Origin of the sequence: Nocardia sp. NPDC005998 (assembly GCF_040614395.1) — a bacterium.
In the GTDB taxonomy this organism is placed as follows: Bacteria; Actinomycetota; Actinomycetes; order Mycobacteriales; family Mycobacteriaceae; genus Nocardia.
Genome location: NZ_JBEXUI010000011.1, coordinates 158,414 through 183,596, shown reverse-complemented (window position 1 = coordinate 183,596; position 25,183 = coordinate 158,414). Strand labels below are relative to the sequence as shown.

Genomic DNA, 25,183 nt, shown 5'->3' with positions numbered 1-25,183 from the left:
GTCCGACTGGCCCGCGGCGGTCACCTCAGGGTGCACGGTCATGGCGTGGCGGCTATCAGTTGATGGCGGCGATGGCGGTGGTCAGCTTGGTCTTGAACTTGTCCGGGATCGAGACGTAGCCCGCGGTGTCCAGACCCTTCTGGCCGTTGTTGACGGCCGAGGTCAGGAATGCCTTGACCGCCTTGGAGGTGTCGGCGTCGGCGTACTTCGAGCAGACGATCTCGTACGTCGGCAGGATGATCGGGTAGGCACCGGCCGCGGTCGGCTTGTAGAACGATGAGGTGTCGAGCACCAGGTCGTTGCCCTCACCCTTGATCTTCACGCTGTCGACGGCCTTGGCCGCGGACTCCGGGGTCAGCTTGACCGGGTCCTTGGAGGCCGAGGTGACGATCTGCGCGATCGCCAGGTTCTGCGCCTTGGCGAAGGACCACTCGTTGTAGGTGATCGAGTTCTTGGTGCTCTTGATGGCGGCCGAGGTGCCCTCGTTGCCCTTGGCGCCCTCACCGACACCGCCGTTGAAGGTCTTGCCGGCGCCCTTGCCCCACGCGCCATCGGAGGCGGCGTCGAGGTAGAGCTGGAAGTTGTCGGTGGTGCCCGACTCGTCGGAACGGAAGATCACCGCGATGGGGCCGGACGGCAGGGTGGCCTTCGGGTTCAGTGCCTTGACCTCGGGGGCATCCCAGGAGGTGATGGCGCCGGTGAAGACCTTGGCCAGGGTCGGGCCGTCGAGCACGAGGTCGCTCACGCCGTCGATGTTGTAGGTGACCGCGATGGGGCCGAAGACGGTCGGCAGGTTCCAAGCCGGGGCACCGCAGCGCTCCTGCGCCTTGGCGGGCTCACCCTTCTTGTCGCTCAGCGGCGAGTCGGAACCGGCGAAGTCGGTCTGGCCACCGAGGAATTCGTTGACACCGGCGCCCGAACCGCTGGAGGTGTAGTTGAGGGTCTGGCCGCTGCAGTTGCCCTCGTAGGCGGCGATGAAGCGCTCCATGGCGTTCTTCTGCGCCGAGGAGCCGCTGGCCTTGAGGGCCTTCTTGCCACCGCAGGCAACGTCGACCTTGGCGACGTTGCTGGTGTCGCCGCTGGTCGAGTTGTCATCACTGCCACAGGCGGCCAGGGGCATGGCGACGGCCGCCAGCACACCGATCATGGCGCTGCTGCGCTTGAGGTTCACTATTCCTCCGGGAATCGCGTTCGACACGCCCGGTCCCTCACCGGCCCGGGCGGGTTTCGTGGTGCCGTTCGCGGGGAACTAGCGCACCAGGCGGCAACTGCGCCGCCCGTATGTAACGTAAGGTCGCTCGGTTGACAGTTGGACCAAGCTGAGTGAACACAGGGTGAACACCCCGGCGCGATCGGGCGCGTTTTGTGTGACATTTGCCCCAGTGTTACTCGAGTGACCCCGGCGAGCCGCTTGTTATTCAGTCACGGGCCGAATACGCGACGTCGATGTGTGCCGGAGCGAAACCGAGTCGAGTGTAGGTGTGCACCGCCGCGGCGTTATCCGCCTCGGTGTAGAGCAGCACCTCCGCGAGATCCCGTTCCCGCAGGTAGTGCAGGCCAGCGAGGGTGAGCAGACGGCCCAGCCCCCGACCCTGCGCGACCGGATCGATACCGACCACATAGACCTCGCCGATCGGCGGGCTCTGTTCGTAATGCACCTTGGTCCAATGGAATCCGAGGATGCGGTCCGGATCGGCCGGATCCACCGCGATGAACAGCCCTTTCGGGTCGAACCAGGACTCCGCGCGCCGCAGCTCGATATCGCGTTCGGTCCAGCCACCCTGTTCCGGATGCCAGGCGAAGGCCGCGCTGTTGACGCGCAGCAGTTCGGCATCGTCGGCCGGGCCTTCGTAGGTCCGCAGCGCAATGCCATCCGGTACCGCCAACTCGGGTAGCTCTGGCGTTGCCAATGGGCGCCGCATCTGCCACAACTCGCGTGCGGTGCGCAGTCCGAGCCGGGTCGCGAGTGCCTTGGCCGCGGGCCGATCACCGTGCGCCCACACCCGAGCTCCCGGTCCTCCCCTTGCCAATGCGGCGCTGACCAATTCCGCCCCGATGCCATTGCCGCGGGCGGCGGGATCGACGGCGACCTCGGCCATTGCGGGGTGTTCGCTATGTGCCGCAACGAGATTCGCGTAACCGGCGATGACATCGTCACGCACCGCGACCAAGTGCTCGGCCTCGGCATCGGCCGCGGTCAGCGACAGCACCGCCTGTTCGGAGACCGGCGCGACACCATCGGCCGCGGCCGCCCGCGCGAGCAGTTCGCGCACCGCGCGCGCCGCCTCGGCGTCGAGCCGCTGGCTCCATTGCAGTGTCGTCTCACCCATGAGTCACGTCTCCCTCGTCGTACCGCCCCGTCACCGCAGCGAACGCGCGAGCCCGGTGGGTAATTCCGATCGTCCGCTATTGAACGGAGCCGTTGACCGTGACCGACTGGGAGCCATCGGTGCCCTCGGCGGCTTCGTCGTCGGGGAAGGTGACGGGCTCGCCCTTGCTGGCGGCGCGGGCGGGGCGGACGGCCTTGTAGCCGACATTGCGAACGGTGCCGATCAGCGATTCGTATTCGCTGCCGAGTTTGGCGCGCAGGCGTCGCACGTGCACATCGACCGTGCGGGTGCCACCGAAGAAGTCATAGCCCCAGACCTCCTGCAGCAGCTGGGCGCGGGTGAAGACCCGGCCCGCGTGCTGCGCGAGGTATTTGAGGAGTTCGAATTCCTTATAGGTGAGGTCGAGCGGGCGACCGCGCAGCCGCGCCGTGTAGGTACCCTCATCGATCACCAGTTCACCGAGGGTGATCTTGCCGGTGTTCTCCGGGCTCGCCACACCGCCGTTGCGGCCGACCAGCAGCCGCAGTCGGGCGTCCAATTCGGCCGGTCCGGTACCGGGCAGCAGGATGTCGTCCAGGCCCCAGTCGGCATTGACGGCGACCAGCCCGCCCTCGGTGAGCACGGCGACCACCGGCACCGAGGAACCGGTGCTGCCGAGCAGTCGGCACAGGCCGCGGGCCGCGGCCAGATCGGTACGCGCGTCGACAAGCGCGACATCCGCGGACCCCGCCTCCAGCAGGGACGCCACCTCGGTCGGCGCCGGGCGCACATTGTGCGCCAGCAGCGACAGAGCAGGCAGTACCGACTCGGGGTTGGGGTCGGAGGTCAGCAGGAGCAGCTCCACAAGCCCTCCTCCCATCTCATAGCTCCGGACAACAGCCACACTGCCGGGGCCACGTCGCTGATCACAGGTAATTCGGATGCAAGATTAGCGCGTAAACACCGATGACCTCGCCATCCGGGGTCAGTGTGGCACCTCGAGGACGACATTCGATACCCGAAACGTACCGCCGAGTAGACCACTGCCCCATCTGGCCCGGGCTGGCGACGGCCCGCGATCGGCCCTGCTATTACTGTGGCCTGCATGCGGAAGCTGATTATCGGGCTGCTGTGCCTCGCAGGACTGGCGGTAGTCATCGATTTCGGCGTCGCCGCCTACTCGGAGTACCGCGTGTCACGCGCGCTGCGCGTCGGTGCCGATCTCAGTGCGGATCCCGACGTGATCATTTATGGGTTTCCATTTCTTACCCAGGCGTTCGACGGCCGGTACCAGAGTGTCGAAGTCCGCGCGCACGTCATGCGTCCCGATATCCCGGGTGAGATTTCGGTCGGAGCGATGCTGACCGGCGCACACCTTTCGGTCGGCGATCTCACCGACGGGAATGTGCGTGCGGTACCGGTGGATCGGGTCGAGGGATCGATGCGGCTCGAGCCCACCGAACTCGGTCGCCTGTTCAAAATCCCCGACCTGCAAGTGCATTCGGCACCGGGGGACAAATCCGACGGAACGGGCGGGTCGGGCGGATCCGGAATGACCACCGGGGGTCAGCTCCTGCTCGCCGGCACCATGCCGGGCAAGACGCCGAGCAAGCCCGGTGCACCGCTCGGCGGTGACAATGTGAGCGTGACGGCCGATCTGCGGGTCGACGGCGATCAGATCAAGATCATCGCGACCAGTATCTACCGCGGCACGGGTGACGTCACGACGACCGCGGTCGTCACCGATGCCGAGCGCCCGAAGATACTCGAGCAGTTCACCCGCACCATCGATACCAACGAACTGCCGTTCGGGCTGCGGCCGACCAAGGTTTATGCAACGGGCGGGCAGATCGTCATCGAGGGTAAGGCCGAGAACGTGACCATCGATCTGGACAGATTGCGTCGACCATGATTCAAATCACAATTCTGCTAGTGATGATTTCGGCCGCGATCGCGGTCGGCTTTGCATTGCGACGACGCGACGGCAAAATGCGCGCGAGCGAGACCGAGACGAGCGCCGAATCGGCACGCACCGAACTGCTGGCCTCGGTCGGGGTCGACAGTTCCGGTCCTGCGGTGCTGCACTTCTCCGCCGACTGGTGTGGACCGTGCGCCGCCGTGCGCAAGGTGGTCGCGGGGGTGACCGAGGATCTGGCCGGATCGCCACGCCCGCCGCTGGATATCGAGATCGATATCGATGCCGAGCCCGCGCTGGCCAAGGAACTCAACGTGCTCTCGCTGCCGACCACCTTCGTCTTCGATATCGAAGGGCGGGAACGATTCCGGATCTCCGGCGTCCCCAAGTCCGCCGATCTGCGGACCGCGCTGGCACCGCTGACCGTCGGATAAACATCGGCGGATAGCTATTGACGGCGGAAAAACCGGGCGTGACAAGGGTTCATAGCAACTGTGACCGACCCCGGGTCCAATTCTCCGCCAGAACCAGGTAAACTCCTCTGCGTGCAAGCCAACCACGAGCTGATGCTCACCCGACGCCGCACAGTTGATCTGTGTCGCCTCGGTGGTTGTTGCTGCCTGTGTGGCTGAGCGGTCGGCTCCGTCAGAATTTCTGATGCCGACCTGCGTCCGTCGTGCGAGTGATCTCTCGATCCCCCGACGAACTGGCATTTTTCCCGCCAACAGCACCATTCAGCGCAGGAGTACGCACAATGTCCACGATTTCTCGAAACACAATCGTTGAAACCGGAATTCCCGTTGTAGATGTTCGCGGGCCGCGGTTCGCCGCCTGGGTTACCACCGGCGTGCTGGTCCTGGTCCTGCTCGCCGCTGCCGTTTCAACGCCGGTCGCCGCGGTGCTCATCGGTCTACAGGCGGTGGTCTTCGCGATCGGCGCGGCCAATGGACCGCGGCGGCACCCCTACGGCCGGATCTTCGCGTCGTTCATTGCACCGCGCATCGGTCCGACCGTCGAAACCGAACCCGTGGCCCCGCTGCGGTTCGCCCAATTACTCGGCCTGGTCTTCAGTGCCGTCGGCCTGCTGGGTTTCCTGGCGGGTTCCACCGTCGTCGGCGCGGTTTTCGTCGGCTTCGCCCTGTTCGCGGCGTTCTTGAATGCGGCGTTCGGGATCTGCCTGGGCTGCCGGATCTATCCGCTGGTCGCCCGCCTCCGCCGGGCAGGGCCGATGGGCGGTGTTCGCGGGCCCTCCGTGGTCACGCAAGCTACCGCCTCCGGGCCTGACGCGAACACCGCCGGGTCCCCGGCGAACTGACCCTGCAAGTCACCATCCCGAAAGGAACAACATGGCCCGCTCCGATGTCCTGGTCTCTGTTGACTGGGCCGAAGAGAACCTCAACGCCCCCGGCATCGTCTTCGTCGAGGTCGATGAGGACACCTCCGCCTATGACGGCGGTCACATCGAGGGTGCCGTCCGGCTCGACTGGAAGAAGGACCTGCAGGATCAGGTTCGTCGCGACTTCGTGAACCAGGAGCAGTTCTCCGATCTGCTCTCGACGCGCGGCATCGCGAACGACGACGAGGTCGTGCTCTACGGCGGCAACAACAACTGGTTCGCCGCGTACGCCTACTGGTACTTCAAGCTGTACGGCCACAACAACGTCAAGCTGCTCGACGGCGGCCGCAAGAAGTGGGAGCTCGACGGTCGTCCGCTGTCCCGCGAGGCTGTGGTTCGCCCGGCCACCCAGTACAAGGCCGCCGCCCCCGACCTGACCATCCGTGCCTTCCGTGACGAGGTCATCGCCGCCATCGGCGCCAAGAACCTGGTCGACGTGCGCTCCCCTGACGAGTTCTCCGGCAAGATCCTGGCGCCCGCGCACCTGCCGCAGGAGCAGAGCCAGCGTCCCGGCCACATCCCCGGCGCCATCAACGTGCCGTGGAGCAAGGCCGCGAACGAGGACGGCACCTTCAAGTCCGACGCCGAGCTGGCCGAGATCTACGGCGCGGCCGGGCTGGACGGGGCCAAGGACACCATCGCCTACTGCCGCATCGGCGAGCGTTCCTCGCACACCTGGTTCGTGCTGCAGGAGCTGCTGGGCCACCAGAATGTCAAGAACTACGACGGCAGCTGGACCGAATACGGCTCGCTCGTCGGTGCACCGATCGAGTTGGGAGAGTAATCACATGTGCGCAGCACCCACCCAGGGCCAGGCCATTCCGGCCGGAGTCGATGTCGAGAAGGAAACGGTCATTACCGGCCGTGTGCTGAGTTCGGACGGTCAGCCCGTCGGCGGCGCGTTCGTGCGCCTGCTCGATGGCAACGGTGACTTCACCGCCGAGGTCGTCGCCTCGGGCACCGGCGATTTCCGCTTCTTCGCGGCGCCGGGCGCGTGGACCGTGCGGGCGCTGTCCTCGTCGGGCAATGGCTCGGCCGAGGTCCGTCCGGAGGGCGCGGGCATCCACGCCGTCGACGTGGCCGTCGCCAAGTAGCGAATACCGCAAACGGCCCCGTTGTTTCCTGGATCACCAGGAAGTAACGGGGCCGTTGTGCTGGTCGGGACGCAACTCGTTAGACTCCAAATGTGGTCCTCTTCTTCGAAATTCTGCTGGTGGCCGTGGCCGTTCTGATCGGCTGGTTCGGCCTGTACGTCTTCTACCGGCTGTTCACCGAATCATGAGTGAACTCGCGAGCGAAGGTTCCAACCCGGCCGAGCGAGCGAGTGAACAAATGAACGGCAACGGTCCTGCCGAGCCGTCGGCTCGCCGCAGTGGCGACGAGGCCGTGGCCGAGGCGGCCGAACGGGCCAAATCGACCGGGGTGCGCAATATTCCGGTGCTTCCGGATCTGCCGCTACCCGAGGACACCGCGAATCTGCGACTCGGCCCGGATCTGAGTTCATCGATGCTCGCGCTGCTGCCCATGGTCGGCGTGTGGCGCGGTGAGGGCGAGGGCAACGATCCCGAACGTGGCGACTACCGCTTCGGCCAGCAGATCATCGTCTCCCACGACGGTGGCGACTATCTGTCCTGGGACTCGCGTTCCTGGGTCATCGAATCCGATGGTTCCTATGGCGGTCCGGATCTGCGCGAGAGCGGCTTCTGGCGCGTCGGCATCGACGGCGATGACGAAGTCATCGAACTGCTGCTGACCCACAGCACCGGCATTGTCGAACTCTTCTACGGCACCGCTCTGACCCAGTCCTCCTGGGAATTGGCCACCGATGTCGTCATCCGCAGCCAGTCCGGCATTGTCGTCGGCGGCGCCAAGCGCCTGTACGGCATCGTCGAAGGTGGTGACCTGGCTTACGTCGAGGAGCGGGTAGTTGCCGACGGCCCGTTGGAGCCCCGACTGTCGGCCCGTTTAGGGCGCTACATCGGCTAGCCGCGACGCCCGATCGATGTCAGGTCGATATCGATCGGGAACGGGACGCTGATCTTCAGGCGGTCATGAAAAATGCCCACGGGGACATAACAATGCACCGCGGGATCGAGTTCATAAACGTAGACGACGGCCTCTGCGTCTCGCCGTTCGATCCGCCAGTAATGCGGAATCCCGGCTTTGGCATATTTACCCGGCTTGGTCTCGCGGTCGCGCTCTTCGGAGTCCGGAGACACGGCCTCCACCGCAAGGACAAGATCCTCGGCGAAGTAGTACGTCGACGGGTCCCCACGCAGGAACGCCTCCTCGGTCACGACGAGGACGTCCGGCTCCGGCATCTGACGCTTACCGAGCCGCACCGCCATCTCCCGATCAGCCCGCAGGTGCGACGGTGCCTGTCGGTCCAGTTCCTGGCGGAAAAGTGAGAGGACCTGACGGCGCCACTTTTCCTGCGGACGCACGAAGACCAGACCCCCATCGATCAACTCGGTGTGCTTGGGCAAGCTGCGCAGCGCCAAGAAATCCTCGACTGTGAATCCGCCAGCAGGTGGGATCACCCAGTCGGGCAACGGCTCGACGGTCATTGCCCCAGCGTAGCGCCCGCCGAAGTGGAACCTCACCGGAAAGCGATGGCTACGGCAAGGGGTGTGCGGGCGATCAGATCGGGTTCCAGGTGACCAGGAGTTCGTCGGCGAGGGTTTCGACGGCGAGTTTGGAGCCGTTCACGTCGAGGATGGCGGCGCGCAGGCGGTCGTCGTGCAGGCGGGATTCGGCGACGGCGGCGATTCGGCAGCCGAGCAGGTCCGAGTAAGGGGGTTCCGCGCCGACGTCGAAGGCGGTGTACTTTCCGGATTCCGCGACGTAGTCGATGTATTCGGGTTCGGTGAGGCCCGCGAAGGGGTCGCGCCAGGGGGTTGTGGCGACGCGGAGTTCTTCGCCATCGGTTCCGGCGTCCAGTAGCAGCACCGAACCGTCATCGAAGGTCAATTCGATGGGGCCTTCGGTGCGGTCGACGTCAGTGCCGTGTACGTAGAACATGCGGCGGATCGCACTGATACGGCGACCGACCACTGCTGCGAGTCCCTCCGATGGCATCAGCTACCCCTCGTATCGAACCAGTCGCCGGACTCTACCGCCTGGCGCGATCGTCCCGAAAAAGGAACGGCCCCCGAGCCATACCCTGCTGGCGGTGAAGCCTGCATGGTCCCGGTCGGACAAGACCGGTAGCTCGGGGGCCGGGTGGCTGCCTGGGATTCGCTCAGCGCTCGCGCGAACGGAGATCCGTTGCAGCGGTGGCGCTAGCGGACAGCCACCTCACGAGTCCTATGAACATACATTCTTCGAACCACCTCCTTCCTTGTGTACGAATGAATCTAGCCACGAGTCAGTGGCTCGGCAACGGAATTTCTCGGGTGGCGGAATCGCGGGCCGCCTGCCGCGGTCCCGAGCCCGGAAAATCGATCGTGACCTGGCCCGATGCGTCGATGTGCAGCACCGCGTCGGCGCGGTGGTCCGGTGGCAGCTGATGGGTGACGACAACCACGATTCGGTCGGGTTCGACCAGCCCGCTATCGATATCGAGCAGATCGCACAGCAGCCGAGCACCGGCCGCCGCCTCGAGATGTTCGGTCGGCTCGTCGAGCAGTAGCACCCGCGCGGGCGAAATGAGCGCACGCGCGAGCAGGATTCGACGACGCTGCCCGCCCGACACCGCCGCCGCACCGCCCACGAGATCGGTGTCTACACCGTCCGGCAGCGACGCCACCCACTCCCCGAGACCAACCGCGTGCAAAGCCTTTTCGGCCTCCGCCGCAGTCAGATCCCCACGCGCAACTCGCAAGTTCTCGAGCACCGTAGTGCCGAAAATATGTGCGTCCTCGGCAAAGAACGTCACCCCGGGTTCGGGCACACCGAACAACCCGGCCCATGCCATCAGCAATGTCGTCTTCCCCGCACCGCTGGGCCCGACAACAGCAATCCGCCGCCCATCCGGGCGACCGGGCAGATTCTCCGGCAACACATCTCGCGCACTGCCGATGTCCGCGCGAGCACCGTGGCTATCGGATGGGTCCGGCAGGCCGTCTCCGCTCACGCCGCCGGAGACACCACCGGTCCGCTCGGTCGGCAGGGGATCTCGCGTATCTCCGTCATGGAGGTCGGCGTCGCCGGACTGACGCGGGGCAGTGGGGATGAGGGCGGACAGGCGGTGCAGCGCGGCGCGGGCAGTGGTGAGGGATTGGGCCGCGGCGGGCAGGGAGGCGACGGCTTCGAAGGCCGAAAGCGGGAGCAGGACGAGGACGGTAAGGCCCATCGGTGTCATTGCGCCCGGATCGCCACCGTGCGGGCCGTAAATGGCAATGCCGACCAGCAGGGCACCGAGGACGCTCGCTCCGATCGACAGTGGCGTCGCAGCGGCGGCCCAGGCGCTGCGTGCGGCCGCGGAATCCTCCGCGGCGACCGCACGCCGCCCGGCCCGTTCCGCGGCCGCCAGCGCGGCGTCCAATTTGCCCGCCACGCGGAGTTCGGCCGCGTGGTCGAGGACGGTGAGGGCCTGGGCGGTGAATTCGGCACGGTCGGCGCGCACCGCACGCTCGGCCGCGCGCGCGGCCCACCCTGACAACCACGGCGCGATGATCCCGGCAATGGCCAGCGATACCGCCAGAATCGCCGCCGCACCAATGGAAATGGTGGCCAATAGCCCGATTGCCGCCGACGACAGCACGATCGCGACCGCGATCGGCACGAACACCCGCACCACCACCGCACCGAGATCGTCGATATCACTGCCGATTCGAACCAGGAGGTCCCCGCGCCGCAACGAGGTGGCGCCCGCCGAGCCCGTCCCCGGATCCCGCCGCCCGTCCGAACGCGCACCGAGCATGGCGCGCCGCATCCAGACGTCGGAGTGCGCGAGGGTGCGATAGACGGTGGTCCGTGCCATTGTCATCGCGCGTAGGGCGACGTCATGGGTGGCGAGGCGTTCCAGGTAGCGGCAGAGGCCGCGGGAGATGCCGAGTGCGCGGACGGCAACGACGGCGACGCTCAGATCGAGGACCGGAGGCATCTGCCAAGCGCGCGCGATCAACCACGCGGCCAGTGCCGCCAGTCCGAGTCCGCTGCCGAGCGCGAGCACACCCCAGCCGATGGCCACCGCGATCCGCCACGGGGACAAATCGAGCAGAGCCCACATGCGGCGCAGATCCGCGACGACCGTGCGGTGCACAGATTCGCTCGGCACCGACGCACCTCCCTGGCCACCCATTCCGATGCTCATCGGCCGACCACCTCGACAGACCAGCCGCGGTGTCCCCGGCCCGCCCGCTGCGCCACCTCATGGCGGAGGTCTCTCGACGTTCGCCAGCACAACCCGTTCGGTGTTCGTCGGCTCATCGCGGTACCGCCTGCGGTTCGGTGGTTCGGGCCTGGACGCGAACGATGTGGTCGGCGGCGGCGAGGACGGATGGGCGGTGGCCGATGACGATTACGGTGGCACCCGCGCGGGCCCGTTGCTGGAGGGCAGTGAGGACCGCGGCCTCACTGGCGGTGTCGAGATGCGCGGTCGGTTCGTCCAGGAGCAGGACGGGGCGGTCGGCGGCGAGCACCCTGGTGAGGGCGAGGCGTTGGCGCTGACCCAGCGATAGGCCGACGCCGCCCGCGCCGACCACCGTGTCCCAGCCCTGTGGCAGCTCGTCCAGGACCGCGTCGAATCCGGTTGCAATACAGGCGGCTTCGAGTTCATCGATGACTCGGGACGCGCCCTTGACGGCGTGCGCGGGCGTGCGCATGCCGAGCAGTTCGAGGTTTTCGCGCAGTGTGCCCGGCACCAGGACCGGACGCTGGGGCAGCCAGGCCACCCTGGACCACCAGAGTTCCTGATCCAGTTCACGCACATCGGTGCCGTCCAGCAGCACTGATCCCTGGTCCGGGGTGATCAACCCCAGGATCGCTTGCAGTGCAGTCGATTTACCGCTTCCGTTCGGTCCGGTCAGCACGGTCATTGCCGTGGGACGAAGCATCGCAGTGAGCCCAGCGGGCGCGAAACCGTCTCTGGCACGCACCGCAAGATCGCGTACCTCGACCATCCCCGCAAATTCGTCGGCGGCATCATCGTCAGTGGATGTAGCGCGACCGCGGGCACCGGCGAGTCCCGGGGCGGCACCCTCGCCGTGAATTCCTGCATGCCGCGAGCTTTCGACGGATTCACCGTCGCGGGCGGACCGGCCTGCCTGCGCGGCAGATGCGGCACCACCACCGATGGATTCGGCCAGCTCGTCAGCTCGGGACGAGTCACGCTCGACAGCAGCGGATTCCGGCTCCAAGACCGCGAAAGCTTTATCCGCGGCAGCCATGCCGTCCTGTGCCGCATGAAAACGCTCACCGACCATCCGCAGCGGCAGATACACCTCCGGCGCCAGGATGAGCGCCACCAGCCCGGCGTAAAGGCTCATCTCGCCGTAGACCAGCCGCAGGCCGATGGAGACCGCGATCAGCGCGACGCTCAGTGTGGCGAGCAACTCGAGCACCATCGATGAAAGGAATGCGATCCGCAGTGCGCGCATGGTGCGGTGCCGCAACGCATCGCCGAGCTCGCGCACCCGGTGTTCCATCGAACGCGTCCGCGAACCGTTCGGCGCGGCGGCATCGACGCCCCCTTCCCGGCCGAGCGCACGCAGCGTCGGCATACCGGCGAAGAGGTCGAGCAGTTGATCCGATAGTCGGGTGGTCGCGGCGAGGGTGGCTTCGGCGCGTCCCTGGGTGAGCAGGCCGATGAGAACCATGAAGATCGGGATCAGCGGCAGGGTGACCACCGCGATGACACCGGAGATCGGATCGTGGAATGCGATGACCACCAGCACGATCGGAGGTACCGAACAGGCGAGCAGCAGGGCGGGCAGATATCCGGTGAGATACGCCCGCAGCCCGGTAAGTCCGGTGCTCACCACCACCGCGAGTTCGGTTCGACGAGTTTCGAGTTCGCGCGGTGCCAGGCGGGCACCGGCGGCCAGCACGGCCGTCTCCAGTTCCGCCACCACGGTCGCCCCCGCACGGTGCGCGAGCCGGGACTGCACCCAGGTGGCGAGCACCCGACAGCCGATGGCGACCGTGAGCACGATCAACTCGAATGTCCACGTGCCCAAAGAGCGCCGACCGGGGTCGGTGATCACCCCGGCCAGCACCCGCGCCACCGCGACCGCGGTAGCCACGATCGAGCCCGTGATGACCAGCGACAGCGCCACACTCAGCACCAGGTAGCGCCGGGCGGAGCGCGCGTACCTCCACAGCCGGGGATCGACGGGCGGGCGGGCCATGGTCAGTCCTTGCCGGTTTCCAACGGCAGACCGATCGGCGCCGGAATCTGCTCGACGGTAAGCCGTTTGCGGAATACCCAATATGTCCAACCCTGGTAGCCGAGCACCACCGGCGTGACGATTACGGCCGCCCAGCTCATCACCTTCAGCGTGTACGGCGTCGAGGAGGCGTTATCGATGGTCAGGTTGAACAGGTCGCTGATGGTGGAGGGCAACACATTCGGATACAGCGACCCGAACAGCAGCACGGTGGCCGCCGCGGTGGTGACCGCGGTGCCGACGAAGGCCCACCCATCGCGCTCGGCGAAGCTCGCCGCACCCGCGAGCACCAGTCCGAATACGGCCAGCGCCAGAGGAATCCAGGTCCACCCGGAGCCGTAGGCCAGCTGCGTCCACACACCGAATACACCGACCACGACAGCCGTCGGCACCAGCAGCAACCGCACCGTCTTCGCGGCATCGTCGCGCACCTCGCCGCCGGTCTTCAGCACCAGGAAGACCGCACCGTGCAGCGCGAACAGCAATCCGGTCGTCAGCCCGCCGAGCAGTGCGTACGGCCCGAGCAGATCCCATACCGATCCGGCGATCTGCTTCTTCTCGTTCAGCGGCACCCCGTGCACCACATTGGCGAACACCCAGCCCCATGCCAAAGCCGGTATCCAGGAGCCGATTCCGATCGCGGCATCACACCAGGCCCGCCAGCGCGGGTCATCGATCTTGCTTCGGTATTCGATGGCGCAGACCCGCACGATCAGCGCGACGAGCACCAGCAGCAGCGCGATATAGAAGCCGGAGAACAGGCTCGCGTACCACTCCGGAAAGGCAGCGAACATCGCACCGCCCGCGGTCAGCAACCACACCTCATTGCCGTCCCACACCGGCCCGATCGTATTGAGCACCACCCGCCGCCGGGTATCGCTGCCCTTGCCGAGAATCGGCATCAGCATGCCGACCCCGAAGTCGAAGCCCTCCAGCACGAAGTAGCCGGTGAACAGGACGCCGATCAGCAGAAACCAGAACTGTTGCAGATTCATCGTCGGCTCCTAGTATGCGAACGAAAGCTGTTCGACGGCAGGTTCTTCGGCACGATGACGGCCCGCCGGACCACCGGTATCGTCCGGCCCGCCGGGCGGAATCGCCGCTGGCGCTTCGGGTCCGGCGATGGTGTAGCGCCGCATCAGGTAGAACCACACCACCGCGAGCGCGCCGTACAGCAGGGTGAAGACCACCAGCGAGGTGATCACCGTGCCCGAGACGTGGTCGGAGACGCCCTGTTGCACCATCAGCCGTAGCCGTTGGTCACCGGTCGGGTTCGGCGCGACAACCCAAGGCTGCCTACCCATTTCGGTGAAGACCCAGCCCGCGCTATTGGCCAGGAACGGGGTCGGGATGGCGAGCAGGCACAGCCACGAGTACCAGCGCTTATCGGTGATCCGGCCGCCGCGGGTCAGCCACAGGCCGACCAGCCAGAGCAGGATCGCCCCCGCCGACAGGCCGATCATGGCGCGGAAGGACCAGTAGGTGACGAACAGATTGGGCCGATAGTCGCCCGGGCCGAATTTCGCGTTGTACGCCTGCTGCAGATCGGTGACACCGTCCAGGGTGACCCCGCTGAACTTGCCCTTGGCCAGGTACGGCAACACATACGGCACCTCGAGCACGTGCGTCACGCTGTCGCAGTTGTTGTGGGTGCCGATGGTCAGTACCGAGAAATCCGGATCGGTCGCGGTTTTGCACAGCGATTCCGCCGAGGCCATCTTCATCGGCTGCTGTTCGAACATCAATTTGCCCTGCACATCGCCGGTGAAGAACAGGGCGACACCGGCGACCACGATCACCCACAGGCCGGCGCGCCCGCCGGAACGCCACATCGTGCGCGCCTCGGCGATTTTCGTCTCGTCACCGCTGCGCGCATTGCGCACCATCCACCAGCCGCAGATGCCGACAACGAAGGTGCCCGAGGTGAGAAAGGCTCCGGCGATCACATGCGGAAATGCCGCCAGCGTCGTGTTATTCGTCAGTACTTCCCAGATGCTGGTGAGTTCGGCCCGGCCGCGCTCCGGGTTGTATTTGGCGCCGACCGGATGCTGCATGAACGAATTGGCCGCGACGATGAAGTACGCGGAGGCGTTCACGCCGATCGCGACGAGCCAAATCGTGCCCAGGTGCAGCAATTTGGGCAACCGGGTCCAACCGAAGATCCACAGACCGAGGAAGGTCGACTCCAGGAAGAACGCGACGAGCGCCTCGAGTGCGAGCGGTGCGCCGAAGACGTCACCGACGAAACGGGAGTATTCGCTCCAGTTCATGCCGAACTGGAACTCCTGCACGATGCCGGTTGCGACACCGAGCGCGAAGTTGATCAGGAACAGCTTCCCGAAGAATTTGGTCAGCCGGTACCAGTAGTCCTTACCGGTGATCACCCAAGCGGTCTGCATGCCCGCCACGAGCGGAGCCAGACCGATCGTCAACGGCACGAAGATGAAGTGATAGACGGTCGTGATGCCGAACTGCCAACGGGATAAGTCCAGGACGCTCAAAACCGACCTCCTGCCGATCTACGACATGACGTAGTAAAGACTACGCCCGGAAAAGGGCCGATCAAGCGGTCTTATGGCCCGACACACCGGGGCCAACCGCCCTCAACGGCCCGTTTTCCCAGCTCGTCACATACTCCTACACGCCGTAGTAGGACGAAGATCACCGCCCGTCGAACTCACCAATCGCCGATGGCCCCGGCCCGCTCCACGCCTCGGTCCACCAACTCGATGATCTCGGCCGCATTGTCCGGCGCCATCATGCGCAGTCCGTCCAGCGAATTCACCCGCGCCGCGAGGGTAATGCTCGACATCAGCCAAATGCTGTCGCAGGTCAGCAGATCGGCGGTGAACAACGATTCATAGGTGCACTTCCACCCTGCCTTCTCGGCCTCGGCGAACAGCGCGCGCTGGGTGACCCCGGGCAGCACACCATTCTTCGCGGGCGGTGTGATCAGGTGGTTGTCCCTGGCGATGACGACCGTCGAGCGCGGTCCCTCCAGCACCCGGTTCTCCGTGCTGGTGAAGATCACGTCATCGGCGCCCATGCGCTGGGCGAACCGCAGCGCCGCCATATTGGTGGCATAGGACAGCGTCTTCGCACCGAGTAGCTGCCATGGCGCGGCTTGCGCCAGGTCCACCGAGATGCCGCGCGATAGCGAAACCACCGCGACCCCCTCGGTACGCGCCTTCTGCACGCGGCCCGGTACCGGGAGCACGAGCACATAGGAAGTCGGCACCGCCACCGCGGCCGCGAGATCACCCGAGGTGACGCTGGACGGGGCCGCCTGCTCGGTGTCGCGGCCCCTGGTTAGCACCAAACGCAGTAGGCCCTCACGCTCGGTCCCCCATTCCTTCGTCGCCGTCTCGACCGCGTCTCGCCATTTCCCCAGTTCGGGCTCGGGCAGATCGAGCGCCTGCGCCGAACGCCGCAACCGGCCTAGATGAAATTCGATCGCACACGCGGTCCCGCCACGAACCAAAATCGACTCGAAGACGCCGTCACCGCGGAGCACGCCGATGTCGTCGGCAAACAACAACGGCGCGTCCGGATCTTGGACGGCGCCGTCGAGTGTTACAAGAACTCGATCCACCATGGGTCGAGCGTAGGCGGTGTTCGATGACCGCGCCTAGGTCATGAACGAGTTCTGTAAGCCCCCATGACACGGTTGGGTACCGAAGCGGTTTGCGACCCTCGCGCAACACCCGCCCACGCCACCACCTTCGGTTCGCGCCTAGAGTGGTTCACGTGTCCGTGGTCGTCGCACCCAGTCCTATCCTCGCTGTCCCGGGCGCCGTTGCGGGAGCGGCCGGTTCACCGGATGCCGCCGTCGCATGGCATTACGGGGATCCCTTCACCGAGCAGCGTGCCGCCGCACAACGGGTTGCCATTGTCGACCGGTCGCATCGCTTCGTACTGAAGATCACCGGCGCCGAACGGCTGACCTGGCTGCACACGATTACCAGCCAGCACATCGCCAACCTCGGCGACGGCCGCTCGGCCGAAAGTCTCGACCTCGATCTCAACGGACGGATACTGCACCACTTCGTGCTCACCGACCTCGACGGCACGGTGTGGATCGATACCGAGGCCGAGCGCGGACCGGCACTGCTGGAATTCCTGGCGAAGATGGTCTTCTGGGCCGATGCGAAACCGGTCGAGGCCGCCGACCACGCGGTGCTGACCCTGCTCGGCCCGCGCGCGGATGAGCTGACCGAAACCCTCGGCATCGCCGCCCTGCCCGACATCTACGAAGCGGTGCCGCTGCCGGACGGCGGCTTCCTGCGCCGGATGCCGTGGCCGAGCGCGGATTCCTTCGATCTGGTGATCCCCCGCGACCAACTCGCCGACCGCTGGGCCCGCCTCACCGCCGCCGGCGCCGAACCCGCTGGCATGTGGGCCTTCGAGGCGCTGCGCGTCGCGGCGCTGCGCCCCAGGATCGGCTCGGACACCGACGAACGAACCATCCCGCACGAGGCCCGCTGGATCGGCGGCATCGACGAGCACGGCGCGGTGCACCTGGACAAGGGTTGCTACCGCGGCCAGGAAACGGTGGCCCGGGTGCACAATCTCGGCAAGCCACCGCGCCACCTGGTGCTGCTGCACCTGGACGGTTCCGCCGACGAACGCCCGACCACTGGCACCGATGTCACCGCGGGCGGTCGCGCCGTCGGCCGACTCGGCACCGTCGTCGACCACTACGAATTCGGGCCTATCGCACTCGCTTTGGTCAAACGCACCATCCCCGCGGACACCCAGCTGACCGCGGGTCCGACCGCCGCCGCCATCGATCCGGATTCGGTACCCGCCGACGACGAACCCCAGGCGGGTCGCCTCGCGGTCGACCGGTTGCGTGGCCGCTGATGCAGCCCGACGACTGCGCCCGAGTGCTGGCGGTCTGCGTCGTACACGCGGAACTGGATGTGCCGGGCAAGGTGGGTCGCACCGCGATCGATAAGAGGCCGGTCCCCGGCCGCGTGGCCGTGCGCGCACTCGGCCTCGACGGCGACCATGTGTGCGACACCAAGCATCACGGCGGTGTGCACCAAGCCGTCTACGCCTATGCCGAGGAGGACGCCCAACGCTGGGGCGCGGAGTTGGGCCGCGACTTGCCCGCGGGCTGGTTCGGCGAGAACCTGCGCATATCCGGCCTCGCCGTCAGCGATGCGGTGATCGGCGCGCACTGGGCGATCGGCGATGCGCTGCTCGAGGTGAGCGCACCGCGTGTGCCCTGCGCCACCTTCCAGCACTGGTCCGGTGCGGCCCACTGGGTCAAGCGCTTCACGCTGCAGAGCGATACCGGCGCCTACCTGCGCGTACTCACCGAGGGCACGATCGGCGCCGGTGACGAGGTGCGCATCGTGCACACGCCCGAACACGGCATCACCGTCCGCGACCTGTTCACCGGCGACAATCCGGATCTGCTCGCGATCCTGCTCGCCGATGAGCCGACCATCTCCGACGATGTGCGCATGCAGATCGAACGGCACGGCCGCCGCCACGCGAACGCCCGCCGCGCCCGCGAGCAGCGGGTCGATGAGGCGAGCGCCCGCGCGCAACGGATCGACGACGCCAAAAACCGCGCGCAGCGGATCGACGACGCCAGCAACCGCGAGCAGCGCGCGGCCGCCGCGACGACAGGAGCCGAGCTATGACCGTCGAACTCGTCGAGGTCGTCCGCTCGGGCTTCCGCGAATGCGTGCACAGCGGGTCGGTGGTGATCCTCGGCGCGGACGGCGAACCGACCCTCGCCCTCGGCGAGGTGCACGTCCCCATTTTCCCGCGCTCCACCAATAAGCCCATGCAGGCGATCACCTTGCTGCGCAACGGTTTCGAACCGGTCGACGAAGCGGAACTGGCCATCGCGACCGCCTCGCACTACGGCGAACCGGATCACATCGCGCTGGTCCAGCGCCTGCTCGACCGGTTCGGCTTCGACGAGACGGCCCTGCAATGCCCGCCCGATCTGCCGCAGGACGAAGGCGCGCGGGCCACGGCGCTGCGCGAATTCGCCGAACCGCGCCGGGTGTACATGAACTGCTCCGGCAAGCACGCGGCCATGCTCGCCACCTGCGCCATCAATGGCTGGCCCACCGAGGACTATCTGGACCAAACGCATCCGCTGCAGCAGTCGGTGGTCGCCACCATTACCGACCTCACCGGTGAACCCGAAACCGACCTCGGCATCGACGGCTGCGGACTGCCGATCATCCCGGTCTCGCTGGTGAATCTGGCCCGTGCCTACGCGAATATGGCGACCGCGGACCCCGGTTCGCCGCAGCGCCGGGTCGCCGATGCGATCCGCGCATATCCACGAGTGATTTCCGGCACCAACGCACCCGATCTGCTGACCATGCGGGCGACCCCCGGCCTGGTCTGCAAGATCGGTGCGGATGGTGTGCACGCGGGCGCGCTACCGGATGGAACGGCGTTCGCGTACAAGATCGCCGACGGTCACGACCGCGCGCGAATCCCCCTGACGCTGGCCATTTTGCATCGCATGGGAGTCGAGTGGTCCGATGCGCACGCCGAACTCGCGGCCCCGCCGGTGCTCGGCGGCGGTGCCAGAGTCGGGGTCATCCGAGCGATCCCCGGGGTGCTCTGAGGGGTCGGCCCGGCGGCGACAACCGGGCAAACGGCACCACTTCGGGAGTTCTTCCCCCACTCCTGGAAGCGCGACCGCCGGACACACGCTAAAGTGTCTGTCAGGAAGAGTATTAATTCGAACGGGGCCGCCAACAAACCCCAGGCCGCCCCGCAGTGACGCGAGGGGGTCAGCCATGGGCCGTGGCCGGGCTAAGGCAAAGCAGACCAAAGTCGCACGCGAGCTGAAGTACAGCTCAGCGCCGACTGACTTCGCGAGCCTTCAGCGCGAGCTTTCGGGTAGCCCCACCTCCCAGCGGAGTGGTGGTGTGCTGTCCGATGAGCACGACGCGGACGAGTCCTCAAACCGTTGGGATGAGGACGACGACTACAACGACTGGCGCCGCTGACTCGAATTCAAACGTCTGAAGGGGGAGGCCGACGGGCCTCCCCCTTCAGGCTTTGACATCGCGTTACCGGACTAGCCACTCGGGGCTTGCAACAACATCAGCGTCCCGCATCGAACGATGCGGGACGCTGATGTGTGTTCTGTTGTCGGACAAGGACTATCAGAAGCGCGGGTGCTCACCCACCAGCACGGCGCGCACCGCATCGGCGTCCTTGGCCTTCTTGACGGTGCCAAGAGTCCAGCAGGCGATATGCCGCGCGGTCAGCACGGCAAGGGCCCGGTCGACATCCTCGGGCGCCACCACGGCGACCATGCCGACGCCCATATTGAAGGTCTTCTCCATCTCGGCCCGGTCGACCCGACCGCGCTGGGCGATCATCTTGAACACCGGCGCCGGATTCCAAGTGCCGCGGTCCAGTTCGGCGACCATACCCGCGGGCAGCACCCTGGCCAGGTTCGCGGCCAGGCCGCCACCGGTGACGTGGGCGAAGGTGCGCACATCGGTTTCGGCGATCAGCGCAAGGCAGTCCTTGGCGTAGATCATGGTCGGCTCGAGCAGTTCCTCGCCGAGGGTGCGGCCGAATTCCTCGACGTGACCCGTCAGCGACATACGGTCGATATCGAGCAGCACCTTGCGGGCCAGGCTGTAGCCGTTGGAGTGCAGACCCGAGGAGCCCATGGCGATCACCACATCGCCGGGGCGCACCCGGTCCGGACCGAGCACCGAATCGGCTTCGACAACGCCGACACCGGTCGCCGACAGGTCATAGTCATCGGGATCCATCAGGCCGGGGTGTTCGGCGGTCTCGCCGCCGAGCAGCGCGCAGCCCGCACGGACACAGCCCTCCGCGATGCCGGAGACCAGCTCGGCCACCTTCTCCGGGACGACCTTGCCGATGGCGATGTAGTCCTGCAGGAACAGCGGTTCGGCACCGCAGACCACCAGATCGTCCACGACCATCGCGACGAGGTCGAGGCCGACCGTATCGTGCTTGTCCATCGCCTGCGCGACCGCGATCTTGGTGCCGACCCCGTCGGTGGAGGCCGCGAGCAACGGCTCACGGTAGCCACTCTTCAGTGCGAACAGTCCGGCGAATCCGCCGAGCCCACCCTGGACCTCGGGTCGGCTGGCCTTCTTCGCCAATGGTCCGAACAACTCGACTGCGCGGTCACCTGCCTGGATGTCCACGCCGGACGCGGCGTACGAGGCACCGGCACCACTGGGGGTCTGTTCAGTCATTTTCGGGGAAAGCTCCAAACCGAATCGGCGGATAGATGCCAGCTCACGCTACCGGAGTCCGATAACGGACTCGGCCGTAGGCACCTTCATATTGTCCACCGCCCGCCTGGTAGATGGCGATCATTCCACCGGCTCGGTGGCGAACAGTGCCGCACTCTCGGCGCGACGCCGCCGCTGCTCCACCGGATCGGGCACCGGCACCGCGGCGACCAGGCGTTGGGTGTACTCCTGCTCCGGACGGCGCAGAATGCGATCACGATCACCCTGCTCGACCACCGCGCCGTCGCGCAGCACCACGATCCGGTCGGCCAGTTGGTCGACGACGGCCAGATCGTGGCTGATGAACAGGCAGGCCCAGCCGCACTGCTGCTGCAATGTGCCGAATAGCTCCAGCACCGCCGCCTGCACCGAGACATCCAGCGCGCTGGTCGGTTCGTCGGCGACCAGCAGGTCCGGATCGAGCACCAGCGCCCTGGCCAGGCTGGCGCGCTGGCGCTGGCCGCCGGAGAGTTCGTGCGGATAGCGGCGCTCGGTGCCCGCTGGCAGCTGCACGTCATCGAGCATGTGACGCACCCGGGCCCGGATCTCCTCGGCACTGCCCGCCTTGTGCACGATGAGCGGTTCCGCGACGCAGTCGCCCACGGTGAGCCGCGGATTCAGCGAACTGGCCGGATCCTGGAAGACGAAGCCGAAGCGGCGGCGGATCGGCCGCAGCTGCCGTTGCGACAGCTCCGCGATGTTCTGGCCGCGCACCTTGACGACCCCGGAGGTCGGGCGCTGCAGTGCGGCGACGCAGCGGCCGATGGTCGACTTGCCCGAACCGGATTCGCCGACCAGACCGAGGGTTTCGCCGGGCCGAATGGACAGGCTCACATTGTCCACCGCGCGGAACGGCGGGCGGCCGAACGGGCCGGGAAACTGCACAACCAGATCGCACACCTCGAGCACCGGCTCGACGGTGGCGACCTCCTTGGTGCCGTGCTCCAACTGCGCGGTGCCCAGATGCGGGACGGCCGCGAGCAGTTTGCGGGTGTACTCCTCTTTCGGCGCCGCGAACAGCTCATCCACCGGCGCCTGCTCGACCACCTTGCCGTCATGCATCACCACGACTCGGTCGGCGATATCGGCGACCACACCCATGTTGTGCGTGATCAAGACGATCGCGCTGCCGATGCGATCGCGCAGATCGCGCAGCAGTTCCAGGATTTCGGCCTGCACGGTGACATCGAGTGCAGTGGTCGGTTCATCGGCGATGATCACCTTCGGCTCGCACGAGATGGCGATCGCGATCATCACGCGCTGTTTCTGGCCGCCGGAGAGCTGATGCGGGTAATAGTCCACCCGATGTTCCGGATCGGGCAGTCCGACCATGCGCAGCAGTTCGATCGCACGGGCCTTGGCGGCCTTGCGGCCCATATCGCTGTGCGCCCGCAGCGCCTCGGCGATCTGAAAACCGACCGTGAACAGCGGATCGAGTGCTCGACCCGGCTCCTGGAAGATCATCGAGATCGCGCCGCCGCGCAGGGCGGTGAGCTGGCGCTCGCTCATCGAGGTGACCTTGTCCGCGCCGAGGGTGACCAGGCCCTCGACCCGCGCGGTATTCGGCAGCAGTCCGATCGCCGTGCGCGAACTCACCGATTTGCCCGAGCCGGACTCGCCGACGATGGCCAGCACCTCGCCGGGGAAGACCTCGTAGGAGACATTGCTGACCGCGTGGACGGGTCCGGCGTCGGTGGCGAAGGTGACCGATAGCGATTCGATGGACAGCGCCGGATGCTTCTCGGCTACCACTTCCGTCATCGTGCTGGTCCTTCCCGGTCTGCATCGGTTGTGCCACCCGACTCGGCCTCGTTCACGAGATCGAGTTCGGCGGCGGTGAGTTCCGCTGCGGGAACGTCTTTTTCGACGACGGTGCCGGAATCGCTGGCATCGACGCCGAGGCTGTCGCTGGCGACGGTGGCCGGGCTGAACGCCCGCCGGGTACGCAGCAACGGATTGAGCACCTCGTTGAGGCTCTCGCCGACCAGCGTCAGGCCGAGTACGACCAGAACGATGGCGGTACCAGGGAAGATGCCGGTCCACCAGATGCCGTTGGAGACATCGGAGAGCGCCTTATTGAGGTCGTAGCCCCATTCGGCGGCCTGGGTCGGCTCGATGCCGAAGCCGAGGAAGCCGAGCGCGGCCAAGGTGAGGATGGCATCGCCCGCATTGAGCGTGACGATGACCGGCAGCGACTGGGTGACATTGGCGAGAATGTGCCGGAACATGATCCGAGTGGTGGACGCACCGGTGACCCTGGCCGCGTCCACATACGGTTCGGTCTTCACCGCAACGGTCGCATTGCGAACCACCCGAAAGTACTGCGGTACATAGATCGCCGTAATGGCGACCGATGCCGACAGCACGCCGCCGAAGCTGCTCGACTGTCCGCCCGCGACCACAATGGACACCACGATCGCCAGCAGCAGGGTCGGGAACGCGTAGATGGCGTCCATGAACAGTACGAGCACCCGGTCGAGGGCTCGTCCGATATACCCGGACACCAATCCGAGCGGCACCCCGACGACCAAGGACATCACCAGCGATATCGTGATCACCAAGAGCGCGGTGCGGGCACCGAAGATCACCCGGGACAACACATCCTCGCTGCGCACCGATGTGCCGAACCAGTGCTGACCCGACGGCGGCTGCTGCGCGACGAAAGCGACACCGTCCGAGGAGTTCTGGGCGAGGCCGTACGGTGCGATCAGCGGCGCGAAGATCGCCACGAATACGAACAGCGCGACCAGACCGAGTCCAACGATCAGCGTCACCCGCTGCAATCCGGCGGTCATGGTGAGCAGCTGCAGTCCGGGGATCCGCCGGCGTTTGGTCGGCGGTACCGGCGCCATCACCACTGGTTCGTTCGCCAATTCCGGAGCGGTCATCAGAACCTCACTCTCGGGTCGATCAGCGCGACAATGACATCCACCACGAAGCTGATGACCGCGACGGCCAGCGCCAAGAACGCGACAATTCCCTGCACTGCGATGAAATCACGCTGATGCAGATATTCCGCGAGCTGATAGCCGAGCCCCTTCCATTCGAAGGTGGTCTCGGTGAGTACCGCACCGCCGAGCAGCGTCGCGATATACATGCCCATCACCGTGATGATCGGAATCATTGCGTTGCGCACGGCATGTCGGCCCGTCACCACCCGCGAGGAAAGTCCGCGCGCCCGTGCGGCATCCACGAATTCGCTGCGCAGCGTCTGGATCAGATTGACGCGTACCAGCCGCAGGAAGATGCCCGCGGTCAACAGACCGAGCGCGACCGCTGGCAATATCGCATGCTTCAGCACATCGAGCAGATAACTGCTGTCCCCGTAGAGGATTGCGTCGACCACCATGATGTTGGTCTTCGGCGAGACATGCTGCAGCTGCAATTCCACCGAAGTGCTGGCCCGGCCCGCGACCGGCAGCCACTCCAACTTCACCGCGAAGATCAGCTTCAGCAGCAGGCCGACGAAGAAGACCGGCGCCGCGTAGGCCAGGATGGCGAAGAGTCGCAGTCCGGCATCGGCCGTCGAATCACGGTGTGTCGCAGCGTATCTGCCGAGCGGAACGCCGACCGCGAAGGCAACCAGCAGCGCCCAGAACACCAGCTCCAGGGTCGCCGCGCCGTAGGTGGTCACCACCTCGCTGATCTGTCGATTGTCCTGGGAGTGTCCGAAATCCCCGTGCATCAGCCCGGAGATGTACTCCCAGTACTGGGTCAGGATGGGCCGGTTCAAACCGGCCGCTTCCTTGCGCACTTCGATCTGTTCCTGGGTCATCCGTCCGCCCATCGCGGCGCTGATCGGATCGCCGATCACCCGCATCAGGAAGAACACGACGGTGACCAGGATCCACGCCGTCGGCAGGATCAAGACCAGTCGAATCACCAAATACCGCAATAACGCCAGCTGTCGGGAATCCCCGCCGAACTTCCCGACCCATGGCAGCCCGAAGCGCCGGACCCGA

At 66.3% G+C, this 25,183-nt stretch carries 23 protein-coding genes and 1 pseudogene; 10 read left to right on the top strand and 14 right to left on the bottom strand.

All coding sequences use genetic code 11. The features are described 5' to 3' along the window. Window positions 1–55: 55 nt before the first annotated feature. From pstS to ABZ293_RS17980, 3 genes are all read right to left on the bottom strand, one after another. On the bottom strand, window positions 56–1,171 hold the full coding sequence (gene pstS, locus ABZ293_RS17990) for a phosphate ABC transporter substrate-binding protein PstS (protein ID WP_355181838.1): 1,116 nt from the start codon (window positions 1,169–1,171) through the stop codon (window positions 56–58). A gap of 247 nt (window positions 1,172–1,418) precedes the next feature. Continuing rightward, on the bottom strand, window positions 1,419–2,330 hold the full coding sequence (gene mshD / locus ABZ293_RS17985; RefSeq protein WP_355181836.1) for a mycothiol synthase: 912 nt from the start codon (window positions 2,328–2,330) through the stop codon (window positions 1,419–1,421). Between the two features lie 76 nt (window positions 2,331–2,406). Continuing rightward, window positions 2,407–3,174, bottom strand: coding sequence for a response regulator transcription factor (locus tag ABZ293_RS17980; protein ID WP_355181834.1), 768 nt, complete (start codon window positions 3,172–3,174; stop codon window positions 2,407–2,409). A gap of 240 nt (window positions 3,175–3,414) precedes the next feature. Here ABZ293_RS17980 and ABZ293_RS17975 point away from each other — a divergent pair, with 240 nt between their 5' ends. The 6 genes from ABZ293_RS17975 (at window position 3,415) to ABZ293_RS17950 (ending at window position 7,606) form a co-directional block, all read left to right on the top strand. Next, window positions 3,415–4,221 carry an LmeA family phospholipid-binding protein gene (locus ABZ293_RS17975; protein WP_355181832.1) on the top strand — a complete coding sequence of 269 codons (807 nt, stop codon included), beginning with the start codon at window positions 3,415–3,417 and terminating at the stop codon, window positions 4,219–4,221. Beyond that, window positions 4,218–4,658 (top strand): thioredoxin family protein, encoded by a 441-nt coding sequence (locus ABZ293_RS17970; protein WP_355181830.1) that lies wholly within the window; start codon window positions 4,218–4,220, stop codon window positions 4,656–4,658. The genes ABZ293_RS17975 and ABZ293_RS17970 overlap by 4 nt, the downstream gene beginning before the upstream one ends. Window positions 4,659–4,978: 320 nt before the next feature. Beyond that, window positions 4,979–5,539, top strand: a complete 561-nt coding sequence (locus tag ABZ293_RS17965; RefSeq protein WP_355181828.1) for a DUF4395 domain-containing protein — start codon at window positions 4,979–4,981, stop codon at window positions 5,537–5,539. A 31-nt stretch (window positions 5,540–5,570) separates the two neighbouring features. Then, window positions 5,571–6,404: a sulfurtransferase gene (locus tag ABZ293_RS17960; protein ID WP_355181826.1), complete on the top strand. Its 834-nt coding sequence runs from the start codon at window positions 5,571–5,573 to the stop codon at window positions 6,402–6,404. A 4-nt stretch (window positions 6,405–6,408) separates the two neighbouring features. Next, on the top strand, window positions 6,409–6,714 hold the full coding sequence (locus ABZ293_RS17955) for a DUF1416 domain-containing protein (protein WP_354959398.1): 306 nt from the start codon (window positions 6,409–6,411) through the stop codon (window positions 6,712–6,714). Window positions 6,715–6,898: 184 nt separating this feature from the next. Continuing rightward, complete coding sequence (locus tag ABZ293_RS17950; RefSeq protein ID WP_354959399.1) at window positions 6,899–7,606, top strand: FABP family protein; 708 nt, start codon at window positions 6,899–6,901, stop codon at window positions 7,604–7,606. Here the strand turns inward: ABZ293_RS17950 and ABZ293_RS17945 are convergent. The 7 genes from ABZ293_RS17945 to ABZ293_RS17915 all read right to left on the bottom strand — a co-directional run bounded on the left by ABZ293_RS17945 (window position 7,603) and on the right by ABZ293_RS17915 (window position 16,546). Then, window positions 7,603–8,187 carry a Uma2 family endonuclease gene (locus ABZ293_RS17945; RefSeq protein ID WP_355181824.1) on the bottom strand — a complete coding sequence of 195 codons (585 nt, stop codon included), beginning with the start codon at window positions 8,185–8,187 and terminating at the stop codon, window positions 7,603–7,605. The genes ABZ293_RS17950 and ABZ293_RS17945 overlap by 4 nt on opposite strands. 73 nt (window positions 8,188–8,260) lie before the next feature. Further along, a complete protein-coding gene (locus ABZ293_RS17940; protein WP_354959400.1) occupies window positions 8,261–8,698 on the bottom strand; it encodes a hypothetical protein in 438 nt (145 codons plus the stop codon). A gap of 289 nt (window positions 8,699–8,987) precedes the next feature. Further along, on the bottom strand, window positions 8,988–10,793 hold the full coding sequence (cydC, locus tag ABZ293_RS17935) for a thiol reductant ABC exporter subunit CydC (protein WP_355181938.1): 1,806 nt from the start codon (window positions 10,791–10,793) through the stop codon (window positions 8,988–8,990). 196 nt (window positions 10,794–10,989) lie between these two features. Continuing rightward, the gene (gene cydD / locus ABZ293_RS17930; RefSeq protein WP_355181822.1) at window positions 10,990–12,912 is read right to left on the bottom strand and encodes a thiol reductant ABC exporter subunit CydD; all 1,923 of its coding nucleotides are present in this window, start codon (window positions 12,910–12,912) and stop codon (window positions 10,990–10,992) included. Between the two features lie 2 nt (window positions 12,913–12,914). After that, window positions 12,915–13,946: a cytochrome d ubiquinol oxidase subunit II gene (gene cydB / locus ABZ293_RS17925; protein WP_355181820.1), complete on the bottom strand. Its 1,032-nt coding sequence runs from the start codon at window positions 13,944–13,946 to the stop codon at window positions 12,915–12,917. Between the two features lie 9 nt (window positions 13,947–13,955). Beyond that, on the bottom strand, window positions 13,956–15,452 hold the full coding sequence (locus ABZ293_RS17920) for a cytochrome ubiquinol oxidase subunit I (RefSeq protein ID WP_355181818.1): 1,497 nt from the start codon (window positions 15,450–15,452) through the stop codon (window positions 13,956–13,958). A gap of 176 nt (window positions 15,453–15,628) precedes the next feature. Further along, window positions 15,629–16,546, bottom strand: coding sequence for an aminodeoxychorismate lyase (locus tag ABZ293_RS17915; protein WP_355181816.1), 918 nt, complete (start codon window positions 16,544–16,546; stop codon window positions 15,629–15,631). 152 nt (window positions 16,547–16,698) lie between these two features. Here ABZ293_RS17915 and ABZ293_RS17910 point away from each other — a divergent pair, with 152 nt between their 5' ends. The 4 genes from ABZ293_RS17910 (at window position 16,699) to ABZ293_RS17895 (ending at window position 19,943) form a co-directional block, all read left to right on the top strand. Next, the gene (locus tag ABZ293_RS17910) at window positions 16,699–17,814 is read left to right on the top strand and encodes a folate-binding protein (RefSeq protein WP_355181814.1); all 1,116 of its coding nucleotides are present in this window, start codon (window positions 16,699–16,701) and stop codon (window positions 17,812–17,814) included. After that, complete coding sequence (locus tag ABZ293_RS17905; RefSeq protein ID WP_355181812.1) at window positions 17,814–18,605, top strand: MOSC domain-containing protein; 792 nt, start codon at window positions 17,814–17,816, stop codon at window positions 18,603–18,605. Before ABZ293_RS17910 ends, ABZ293_RS17905 begins: the two co-directional genes overlap by 1 nt. Beyond that, window positions 18,602–19,555, top strand: coding sequence for an asparaginase (locus ABZ293_RS17900; protein WP_355181810.1), 954 nt, complete (start codon window positions 18,602–18,604; stop codon window positions 19,553–19,555). The genes ABZ293_RS17905 and ABZ293_RS17900 overlap by 4 nt, the downstream gene beginning before the upstream one ends. A 175-nt stretch (window positions 19,556–19,730) precedes the next feature. Next, window positions 19,731–19,943: a DUF3073 domain-containing protein gene (locus ABZ293_RS17895; RefSeq protein WP_355181808.1), complete on the top strand. Its 213-nt coding sequence runs from the start codon at window positions 19,731–19,733 to the stop codon at window positions 19,941–19,943. A gap of 159 nt (window positions 19,944–20,102) precedes the next feature. On the opposite strand, the gene purM is transcribed toward ABZ293_RS17895, so the two are convergent. From purM to ABZ293_RS17875, 4 genes and pseudogenes are all read right to left on the bottom strand, one after another. Beyond that, window positions 20,103–21,182 (bottom strand): phosphoribosylformylglycinamidine cyclo-ligase, encoded by a 1,080-nt coding sequence (gene purM, locus ABZ293_RS17890; protein ID WP_355181806.1) that lies wholly within the window; start codon window positions 21,180–21,182, stop codon window positions 20,103–20,105. A 120-nt stretch (window positions 21,183–21,302) separates the two neighbouring features. Continuing rightward, window positions 21,303–22,982 (bottom strand): ABC transporter ATP-binding protein, encoded by a 1,680-nt coding sequence (locus tag ABZ293_RS17885; protein ID WP_355181804.1) that lies wholly within the window; start codon window positions 22,980–22,982, stop codon window positions 21,303–21,305. A 173-nt stretch (window positions 22,983–23,155) separates the two neighbouring features. Continuing rightward, window positions 23,156–24,073: pseudogene (locus tag ABZ293_RS17880) on the bottom strand (ABC transporter permease); the annotation flags it as partial. A gap of 35 nt (window positions 24,074–24,108) precedes the next feature. Continuing rightward, the gene (locus ABZ293_RS17875) at window positions 24,109–25,125 is read right to left on the bottom strand and encodes an ABC transporter permease (RefSeq protein ID WP_355181936.1); all 1,017 of its coding nucleotides are present in this window, start codon (window positions 25,123–25,125) and stop codon (window positions 24,109–24,111) included. Window positions 25,126–25,183 lie beyond the last annotated feature (58 nt).

Bases quoted from the DNA above. Each gene is read 5' to 3' on its own strand.
- mshD (WP_355181836.1), bottom strand. From the start codon at position 2,330: ATGGGTGAGACGACACTGCAATGGAGCCAGCGGCTCGACGCCGAGGCG.
- ABZ293_RS17975 (WP_355181832.1), top strand. From the start codon at position 3,415: ATGCGGAAGCTGATTATCGGGCTGCTGTGCCTCGCAGGACTGGCGGTA.
- ABZ293_RS17970 (WP_355181830.1), top strand. From the start codon at position 4,218: ATGATTCAAATCACAATTCTGCTAGTGATGATTTCGGCCGCGATCGCG.
- ABZ293_RS17965 (WP_355181828.1), top strand. From the start codon at position 4,979: ATGTCCACGATTTCTCGAAACACAATCGTTGAAACCGGAATTCCCGTT.
- ABZ293_RS17960 (WP_355181826.1), top strand. From the start codon at position 5,571: ATGGCCCGCTCCGATGTCCTGGTCTCTGTTGACTGGGCCGAAGAGAAC.
- ABZ293_RS17955 (WP_354959398.1), top strand. From the start codon at position 6,409: ATGTGCGCAGCACCCACCCAGGGCCAGGCCATTCCGGCCGGAGTCGAT.
- ABZ293_RS17950 (WP_354959399.1), top strand. From the start codon at position 6,899: ATGAGTGAACTCGCGAGCGAAGGTTCCAACCCGGCCGAGCGAGCGAGT.
- ABZ293_RS17945 (WP_355181824.1), bottom strand. From the start codon at position 8,187: ATGACCGTCGAGCCGTTGCCCGACTGGGTGATCCCACCTGCTGGCGGA.
- ABZ293_RS17940 (WP_354959400.1), bottom strand. From the start codon at position 8,698: ATGCCATCGGAGGGACTCGCAGCAGTGGTCGGTCGCCGTATCAGTGCG.
- cydC (WP_355181938.1), bottom strand. From the start codon at position 10,793: ATGTGGGCTCTGCTCGATTTGTCCCCGTGGCGGATCGCGGTGGCCATC.
- cydD (WP_355181822.1), bottom strand. From the start codon at position 12,912: ATGGCCCGCCCGCCCGTCGATCCCCGGCTGTGGAGGTACGCGCGCTCC.
- cydB (WP_355181820.1), bottom strand. From the start codon at position 13,946: ATGAATCTGCAACAGTTCTGGTTTCTGCTGATCGGCGTCCTGTTCACC.
- ABZ293_RS17915 (WP_355181816.1), bottom strand. From the start codon at position 16,546: ATGGTGGATCGAGTTCTTGTAACACTCGACGGCGCCGTCCAAGATCCG.
- ABZ293_RS17905 (WP_355181812.1), top strand. From the start codon at position 17,814: ATGCAGCCCGACGACTGCGCCCGAGTGCTGGCGGTCTGCGTCGTACAC.
- ABZ293_RS17900 (WP_355181810.1), top strand. From the start codon at position 18,602: ATGACCGTCGAACTCGTCGAGGTCGTCCGCTCGGGCTTCCGCGAATGC.
- ABZ293_RS17895 (WP_355181808.1), top strand. From the start codon at position 19,731: ATGGGCCGTGGCCGGGCTAAGGCAAAGCAGACCAAAGTCGCACGCGAG.
- purM (WP_355181806.1), bottom strand. From the start codon at position 21,182: ATGACTGAACAGACCCCCAGTGGTGCCGGTGCCTCGTACGCCGCGTCC.
- ABZ293_RS17885 (WP_355181804.1), bottom strand. From the start codon at position 22,982: ATGACGGAAGTGGTAGCCGAGAAGCATCCGGCGCTGTCCATCGAATCG.